Origin of the sequence: Paeniglutamicibacter antarcticus, assembly GCF_039544305.1 — a bacterium.
In the GTDB taxonomy this organism is placed as follows: domain Bacteria; phylum Actinomycetota; class Actinomycetes; order Actinomycetales; family Micrococcaceae; genus Paeniglutamicibacter; species Paeniglutamicibacter antarcticus_C.
The window spans coordinates 253,821-261,384 of the sequence record NZ_BAABLK010000028.1 but is presented as its reverse complement, the minus strand read 5'-3'; the positions used below and the strand labels follow the sequence as shown (position 1 = coordinate 261,384).

Annotated in this window: 10 protein-coding genes; 1 reads left to right on the top strand and 9 read right to left on the bottom strand. The window is 64.6% G+C overall.

The annotated features are described in order from the left end of the window. Positions 1-92 precede the first annotated feature (92 nt). From ABEA12_RS10190 to ABEA12_RS10175, 4 genes are all read right to left on the bottom strand, one after another. Positions 93-704 carry a GNAT family N-acetyltransferase, cg3035/Rv0428c family gene (locus ABEA12_RS10190; protein ID WP_425571768.1) on the bottom strand — a complete coding sequence of 204 codons (612 nt, stop codon included), beginning with the start codon at positions 702-704 and terminating at the stop codon, positions 93-95. Then, positions 679-1,449 (bottom strand): imidazole glycerol phosphate synthase subunit HisF, encoded by a 771-nt coding sequence (gene hisF, locus ABEA12_RS10185; RefSeq protein WP_210101093.1) that lies wholly within the window; start codon positions 1,447-1,449, stop codon positions 679-681. Before hisF ends, ABEA12_RS10190 begins: the two co-directional genes overlap by 26 nt. A gap of 75 nt (positions 1,450-1,524) precedes the next feature. Continuing rightward, a complete protein-coding gene (gene hisG / locus ABEA12_RS10180; protein ID WP_210101094.1) occupies positions 1,525-2,373 on the bottom strand; it encodes an ATP phosphoribosyltransferase in 849 nt (282 codons plus the stop codon). Between the two features lie 113 nt (positions 2,374-2,486). Next, positions 2,487-2,750 (bottom strand): phosphoribosyl-ATP diphosphatase, encoded by a 264-nt coding sequence (locus ABEA12_RS10175; RefSeq protein ID WP_210101095.1) that lies wholly within the window; start codon positions 2,748-2,750, stop codon positions 2,487-2,489. An 81-nt stretch (positions 2,751-2,831) separates the two neighbouring features. Here ABEA12_RS10175 and ABEA12_RS10170 point away from each other — a divergent pair, with 81 nt between their 5' ends. After that, positions 2,832-3,368, top strand: a complete 537-nt coding sequence (locus tag ABEA12_RS10170; protein ID WP_210101096.1) for an HIT family protein — start codon at positions 2,832-2,834, stop codon at positions 3,366-3,368. On the opposite strand, the gene ribH is transcribed toward ABEA12_RS10170, so the two are convergent. From ribH to pnuC, 5 genes are read right to left on the bottom strand one after another with little or no spacing between them, the layout of a single operon-like run. Next, positions 3,365-3,847, bottom strand: a complete 483-nt coding sequence (ribH, locus tag ABEA12_RS10165; RefSeq protein WP_210101097.1) for a 6,7-dimethyl-8-ribityllumazine synthase — start codon at positions 3,845-3,847, stop codon at positions 3,365-3,367. The genes ABEA12_RS10170 and ribH overlap by 4 nt on opposite strands. Next, the gene (gene ribB, locus ABEA12_RS10160; protein ID WP_210101098.1) at positions 3,844-5,127 is read right to left on the bottom strand and encodes a 3,4-dihydroxy-2-butanone-4-phosphate synthase; all 1,284 of its coding nucleotides are present in this window, start codon (positions 5,125-5,127) and stop codon (positions 3,844-3,846) included. Before ribB ends, ribH begins: the two co-directional genes overlap by 4 nt. Continuing rightward, the gene (locus tag ABEA12_RS10155; protein ID WP_210101099.1) at positions 5,124-5,756 is read right to left on the bottom strand and encodes a riboflavin synthase; all 633 of its coding nucleotides are present in this window, start codon (positions 5,754-5,756) and stop codon (positions 5,124-5,126) included. The genes ribB and ABEA12_RS10155 overlap by 4 nt, the downstream gene beginning before the upstream one ends. A gap of 11 nt (positions 5,757-5,767) precedes the next feature. Next, positions 5,768-6,820, bottom strand: coding sequence for a bifunctional diaminohydroxyphosphoribosylaminopyrimidine deaminase/5-amino-6-(5-phosphoribosylamino)uracil reductase RibD (ribD, locus tag ABEA12_RS10150; protein WP_210101100.1), 1,053 nt, complete (start codon positions 6,818-6,820; stop codon positions 5,768-5,770). Beyond that, on the bottom strand, positions 6,820-7,521 hold the full coding sequence (gene pnuC, locus ABEA12_RS10145; RefSeq protein ID WP_210101101.1) for a nicotinamide riboside transporter PnuC: 702 nt from the start codon (positions 7,519-7,521) through the stop codon (positions 6,820-6,822). The genes ribD and pnuC overlap by 1 nt, the downstream gene beginning before the upstream one ends. Positions 7,522-7,564: the final 43 nt, after the last annotated feature.

Here is a 7,564-nt window from a genome sequence, read left to right as displayed (position 1 = left end):
AGCCACAACGACGGCCTGCCCCCGGCAATAGCCATGGCCAATTTCAACACCCAAAACCAACAACAACCCGCTGCTGCCTAATCCAAAAGAAACTAAACAACTGTCTCAGATCCTTGACACACCTCAGTAGCTACCGAGTAGATCCCGCCCAGGTCCCCGACCAAGGCAAGGCGCCCAACGGCGTGGAGCCGCCCATCATGGACCAGGGAAGCGTACACCGACGGCGTCGCTGACAGGATTTCCCGGCATATCGCCTGTTCCCCGGCAGTATCGGGGCCTTCTACGCCCCAAAAGGCCTCGCACCACCGTGGACTTGCCTCATCGGCTAACTCGATCCGCTGATCGGGCTCCACGGTGCTCGCGTTGCCGCAACCCTCCAGGGGCAGGTACTGGACCAAGGTGGGTGAGAGGCGGCGGTATCCACGTTCGCACAGCCGCGCATCAAGATCCGGCGGCAAGGATTCGGGGCTGATGTGGAACACCGCAGGCAGCCCACGGGAAGCGTAGCGCCGTTCGACCTTGGCGATGCAAGCATCGAGGTCCCCGGGGGCGCTCGATGGCAACACGGAGTTCGCACGCTTGGTGACGCCACCGGAAAACCGGGCGATCCAGCCCCCAACGTTCTCTTCCTCAAGCGCCCTCCATCCCCTGGACATGGTTCTGTCCAGGGCGAGGGGTCTAGCGAACCGGGAAACCGGCTTCACGGATGGCGTCCTTGACCTGCTTGATCATGTCATCGGGACCGAAGTGGAAGATCGAGGCGGCGAGCACTGCGTCGGCGCCGGCGGCGATTGCCGGCGCGAAGTGCTCGGGTCCACCCGCCCCGCCGGAGGCGATGATCGGCACGCTGACCACCGCGCGCACCGCGCGGATCATTTCCAGGTCGAATCCGTCCTTGGTGCCGTCGGCGTCGATCGAGTTCAGCAGGATCTCCCCCACGCCGCGCTCGGCAGCTTCCTTGGCCCACGCAACGGCGCAGCGGCCGGTGCCGGTTCGTCCGCCGTGGGTGGTCACTTCGAAACCCGAAGCAACCTCCGGGTTCCCGGTACGTCGGGCGTCCAAGGAGAGCACCAGGACCTGGGAGCCGAAGCGTTCAGTGATCTCGTTGATGACCTCGGGGCGGTCGACCGCCGCGGTGTTGATCGAGGCCTTGTCCGCCCCGGCACGCAGCAAGCGATCGACATCCTCCACGGCGCGGACCCCGCCGCCGACTGTGAGCGGGATAAAGATCTCCTCCGCGGTCGTGGAGACCACGTCGTAGGTGGTTTCACGATTGCCCGAGGATGCGGTGACGTCCAGGAACGTGATTTCATCGGCACCTGCGGAGTTGTAGCGCTTGGCCAGTTCCACCGGGTCACCTGCATCGCGCAGCCCCTCGAAGTTCACTCCCTTGACGACTCGTCCGGCATCGACGTCGAGGCATGGAATGACACGGATCGCAACGGTCATGAGGGATCAACTCCTGCAAAAAGTGGTGGATTCGGTGTTCTGCTCATGGGGTGCTGCACCGTGAAGTGCGGCTGGCTAGATGCGGCAGGCGTGGATCTGGCTGACCAGGATGGCCCGCGCGCCCAGCTCGTAGAGCTCGTCCATGATGTTGTTCGTCTGGTTCTTCTTGACCATCGCGCGCACGGCGACCCAGTCGGAATCCTGCAGCGGGGAAACGGTCGGCGATTCCAGGCCCGGGGTCAGGCTGCAGGCCTCGTCGGCCTGGTCGCGGCGCACGTCGTAGTCGAGCATGACATAGCGGCGGGCCGTCAAGACACCCATGAGGCGACGCTTGAGCACGTCGAGTCCCGCCGGCGTGCTGCCGGTGCGCCCGATGAGCACTGCCTCGGAGTGCAGGATGGGGTCACCGAAGACCTCCATGCCGGCAGCCTTGAGCGTGTTTCCCGTTTCCACCACGTCGGCGATGGCGTCGGCAACGCCCAGGCGGACGGAGGATTCCACGGCTCCGTCGAGGCGGACCACGTCGGCGGCGATGTTATTGGCCTGAAGGTACTGGCGCAGAAGCGCGTCGTAGCTGGTGGCAATGCGCTTGCCGCCTAGTTCCTGCTCGGAGCTGAAGGTTCCGGCAGGTCCGGCGAAGCGGAAGGTGGCGGCCCCGATACCCAGCGGCAGGACCTCGTCGACATGGTCATCGACCTCGGCGTCGAGGTACAGGTCGCGTCCGGTGATTCCCACATCAAGCACCCCGCCCCCGACGTATACGGCGATGTCACGGGGCCGCAGGTAAAAGAACTCGACGTCGTTGTCCGGATCGACCATGACCAGTTCGCGGTTGTCGCGGCGCTGGACGTATCCGGCCTCCAGCAACATGGTCGAGGCGATCTCGGACAGGGCTCCCTTGTTGGGGAGGGCTACTCGCAACATGATGTGCAACTCGTTTCAGGCTCTGGGGTGTGTCTTACGGCATGGGGACAACAACAGCGGGTGCTTGTTGGCCGCCGCGGCACGGGAAAGAATGGATTTCCCGAAAGCGGCGGCTAGAGATGCTTGTAAACGTCCTGCAGAGTCAGGCCCTTGGCAATCATCATCACCTGCAGGTGATAGAGGAGCTGGGAAATTTCTTCGGCGGTGGCCTCGTCGGACTCGTATTCGGCAGCCATCCACACTTCGGCGGCTTCCTCCACGACCTTCTTTCCGATGCCATGCACGCCTGAATCCAGTTCGGCGATGGTTCGCGAACCTTCCGGGCGGGTCTTGGCCTTCTCGGAGAGTTCAGCGAAGAGGGTGTCAAAAGTTTTCACCCCCTCAGGATATCTTGGACGGTTCGCCGCATTCACAACCGCGCCTCCAATGTGACGAAGGACTCCCGCTGGGGGTCGAAGATGACGCGGCATCGGCCTCCGGGGCGGAACCAGTCATCGCATTTTACCCTGGCCACCGGGCATGCTTCCCACCATGGGCGAGAACTGCATTTTTGCGACATCGTTGCCGACACGGCGGATGCGACGCGCATCGCCTCCAACGATCTGTGTGTGGCTTTCCTGGATTCTTCCCCGATCAACCCCGGGCACACCCTGGTGGTTCCGCGGGCGCACCGCCAAGACATCCACGATCTTGATGAGGCTCTCTGCGCCTCGATGTTCAACCTTGCGCGACGGATTTCAGGGCTGCTTCGCGATTCCGCGGTGCCGTGCGAGGCCATCAACCTGTTGATGTCCAAAGGGGCGATCGCCGGCCAGTCGCAGTTCCACGCGCACCTGCATGTGGTTCCGCGCAACAAGAGCGACGGTTTTTCCTTCGTCGAGCAGCATCCCGCCCGTCCCACCGGGACCGAGCTGGCCGAAACAGCACGGTTGCTGCGCCCTGAAGCCATGGCCCGGGCGCAGCAACACGCCCCTAGTGCGTGTGGGTTTTCCTAGCGGCGCGAGAGCACCAGCGCGGTCTGCAATCCGGCGCCCATCGCCTCGTAGCCCTTGTCTTCGATCGATCCTTCCAGGCCCGCGCGGGCGATCCCCTGTTCTTCGGTGTCGCAGGTCAGCACCCCGAACCCAACGGGAACCCCGGTGCGGACGCTGACGTCGGTCAACCCGAGCGTCGCTCCCTGGCAGACGTAGTCGAAGTGCGGGGTACCGCCCCGGATGACAACGCCCAGGGCAATGACGGTGTCATAGGAGTGGGCCAGGCGAGAGGCGGCAACGGGAAGTTCGAAGGTGCCCGGCACGCGGATGACCTCCGGGGTATTGATCCCGGCGTCCCCCGCTGCGCGCAAGGCGCCGTCCACCAGCCCGTCCATGATGACCGTGTGCCAGCTGGCGGCAACGATCACCGCCCGCAATCCTGCCTCGCCGGCTGCCGCTAGTTCGTTGGCCCCGGTGGGAGGTGCTCCGTGTCCGCTCATGATTTCACTCCTGGTGTGGTGGTTTCGGTGGTTGGCAGTTGCAATGAATGATGCAACAGTTCTTGCTTGGTCCGCAGGTATTCAAGGTTCTCCGGCCGGGCCGCGACCCGGGTGGGAACCCGCTCGGAGACCGAGATCCCGGCATGCTCGAGCCATTGCTCCTTCAGCGGGTTGTTAGTGATCAACCGGATCCGGCGGATCGAAAGGGAATTGAGGATCGCTGCGGCTGCGTCGTAGTTTCGCGCATCAACCGGCAATCCCAGCTGTTCATTGGCGGCCACGGTGTTGGCGCCGCCGTCCTGAAGTGCATAGGCCCGGATCTTGTTGGCCAGTCCGATGCCGCGGCCCTCGTGGCCGCGCAGGTAGATGAGCACACCACCGTATTCGTTGATGGCTTGCAGCCCGGCGTCCAATTGCTCTCCGCAATCGCAGCGGTAGGAGCCCAGCACGTCGCCGGTCAGGCACTCGGAGTGCACGCGCACCAGCGGTTCGCTGGGCATCTTTCCGTCGGGTCCGGCCGAAGACAGCGAAAGATGCTCGATCCCGTTGCCGCGTTCTCGCCAGGCACGGACCATGAATTCCCCGTGCGGGGTCGGGATCCGCACCTCCGGGCCGCCCTGCACGGCTGATGCACTGGTTGCCACGGCCGGCTCGGCATCCGAGGTGGCACGCCAAGCGGCAAGGTCCTCGATGCTGACCAGCGGAATGTTCCACAGGTCGGCGAATTCGCGCAACGCCGGAAGGCGCATCATGGAGCCGTCATCGTGGACCAGTTCGGCGATGACCCCGACAGGTTCCAGCCCTGCCGCCTTGCACAAGTCGACGCTGGCCTCGGTGTGTCCGCGACGCACCAGCACCCCGCCTTCGACGGCACGCAGCGGGAAGATGTGCCCGGGACGGTTGATCAGTTCGGGTCCGGAGGCCGGATCCGCCAGGATCCGGGAGGTCAGCGCCCGATCCGCGGCGCTGATGCCGGTCGATGTCCCGTGGGCCGCATCGCAGGAGACCGTGTAGGCGGTGCCCTTGGCGTCTTGGTTGTTCACCACCATCGGCGGCAAGCCCATGGCGTCGGCGCGCTCACCGGACATCGGGGTGCAGACAACGCCCGAGGAGTGCCGGATGGTCCAGCCCATGAGTTCCGGGGTGGCGAACTCGGCAGCGAAGATGATGTCGCCCTCGTTCTCGCGGTCCGCGTCATCGACCACCACGACGGCCTGTCCCGCAGCCATGGCGCCGATGGCGGCCTGGATCGAATCGAGGCGGATGGAATCGTTGCTCATGATGCGCTGCTTTCGGTGGTGTTGAAGGAAGCCAGGCGTTCGGCGTACTTGGCCATGACGTCAACCTCGAGGTTGACAGCGGATCCCGGCTCGCGTTGGCCCAGGGTCGTTTCGCGAAGCGTCGTGGGGATGATGCCGACCTCGAACCATTGCTCGTTCTGGTGGGCATCGGAGACCTCGGTGACAGTCAAGGACACCCCGTCGATGGCGATGGACCCCTTTTTGGCCACGTATTTGGCGAGCCCGTAGGGGACCTGGAAGCGGAAACGGTCCCAAGCTCCAAGGGATTCATGCTCGAGCAGGTGCCCGACTCCGTCGACGTGGCCTTGGACGACGTGGCCGTCAAGCCGGCCGCCAGCCTTTACGCAGCGCTCAAGGTTGATCGATTCGCCCGCGGCTAGGGCACCGATGGTGGTGTGGTTCAGTGTCTCGCCCATGACGTCGAGGGACAGGGTGTCCCCGCTGATGGAGGTGGCGGTGAGGCAGACGCCGTTGACCGCGATGGACCCGCCCGGTTCCAGGTCCCGGGTGTGGCTCGGGGCACTGATGTGCAAGATGACCGAATCGGTTTCCGGGGTTGGCGCAATGGACTCGATGCGGCCCATGCCGCTGATGATTCCGGTGAACATGTGTGGGGTCCTTAGGTTCTTCCGGTGCCCGCAGGCGCCGGTTCAAGGTGGGTGAGGGTGTCGGGGCCCAGGATGCGTACTGCTTCGCCGTCCAAGGGATCCAGTCGGAAGGTGCGGGCCTGGGCCAGGGTCTCGATGCCCATGTCGCCGATGGAGCTGCGGCCGGCGCCAAGGAAGATGGGTGCCTGGTAGAGGAATATCTCATCAACCAGGTCCGCAGCCAGGAACGCCGTGGCGATCGAGGCGCCGCCTTCGAGCAATACGTGGCCGATGCCGCGAGAAGCAATGAGCGCCAGCACCTCGTGCGGGTCCCGGGTGCGCACCTGTTCGTAATTTCCGTCGGCCTTAAGCGCCGCGTCGACGGGGATCTCGCGCAGTCCCATGACTACGCGGCGAGGCTGGTGCTCGAAGGGTTCGCCATGCTCGTTGCGTGCGTTCAGCCGAGGGTCATCGGCCAGCACGGTGCCGGTGCCCACCACGATCGCGCCGACGCGGGCACGGACCTGGTGGGCGTGGAACAACGAGGCCGGCGAAGTGATCCACTGGCTGGATCCGTCCTTGGCGGCAATCCGCCCGTCGAGGGTCTGCGCCAGGTGCAAGGTGGTGAAGGGCCTGCCCTGGTTGCGGGCGGCGAACCAGCGGTGGTTCAGTTCGGTCGCCTCGCTCCGGAGCAAACCGTTGCTGACATTGACTCCGGCCGCACGCAGCGTTTGTGCTCCCCCACCGGATTTCGTGCCTCCGTCGTCGGAAGCAAATATGACGTTCCCGATCCCGGAATCAATGATGGCCCCGGTGCAGGGCCCCGTGCGTCCGGTGTGGTTGCACGGCTCGAGGTTCACCACCATGGTGGCGTTGCGGGCGATGTCCTTCTCGAGGGTTCCGAGGCGGTTCAGGGCATCGGCTTCGGCATGCGCGGTGCCCGCTCCCCGGTGGTGGCCGGTTCCCAGGATCGTGCCGGCCGAGTCGATGATGACGGCGCCGACCAGCGGGTTGGAGCCTCGTACGCCCCGGCGGGCCAGTTCCAGGGATAGCCGCATGGCCGCGGTGGCACGTGAGGTCTCCATCAGGCGTTCACCTTGACCGTGGGATCGGGCATTTCGGTTTCAATGCTGGGCTTGGAATCGTTCTTGGCATTGGACCAGATGAAGAAGCCGGCAAGGGTGAAACAGCCGTAGAACAGGTACATGAAGGCACTGGCGTAGTATCCGGCGCTGAAGAGCAGCGGAACCCCGACCACATCGACAATCACCCAGATCAGCCAGAATTCGACAAGCCCTTTGGCCATGCCATAGGTGGCGAGCATCGAGCCGACGAAGGTCCAGGCGTCGGCCCACACCGGTTCGTAAGATCCCAGTGCCCCGAAGATCGGGGTCAGCGCGACCGTTCCCACGACAAGGACCACTGCCAGTGAGATGCGTTCGGTGCCGGTGGCCCATCGCGGGGTCACGGCGCTCGCACCGGTAGCCCGACTGGCCTTCCAGCGTCGCCAGCCGTAGAAGGACACGGCAATGAACATGATTTGGCGTCCGGCCTGGCCCAGCAGGTTCGCCGTCTCGTCATGGCCGAAGATGCTGCCCAAAAAGACCGTCAGCAGCGCGATGTTGCCGATGATGCCCACGGGCCAGGCCCAGACCTTGCGGCGGATCCCGCCCAAGGCAGAGGCGAGCCCGAAGACGTTGCCGACCACCTCGCGGACAAGCAGCGCGCTGCTGCCCACGGTGATGTAAGAATTGAAAGCTTCAATGAGCCACCGCAGAAAATCCATCGTCCTCCTGTCAAGCCGCGGCGGCTCCGGGGGGTTCAATACG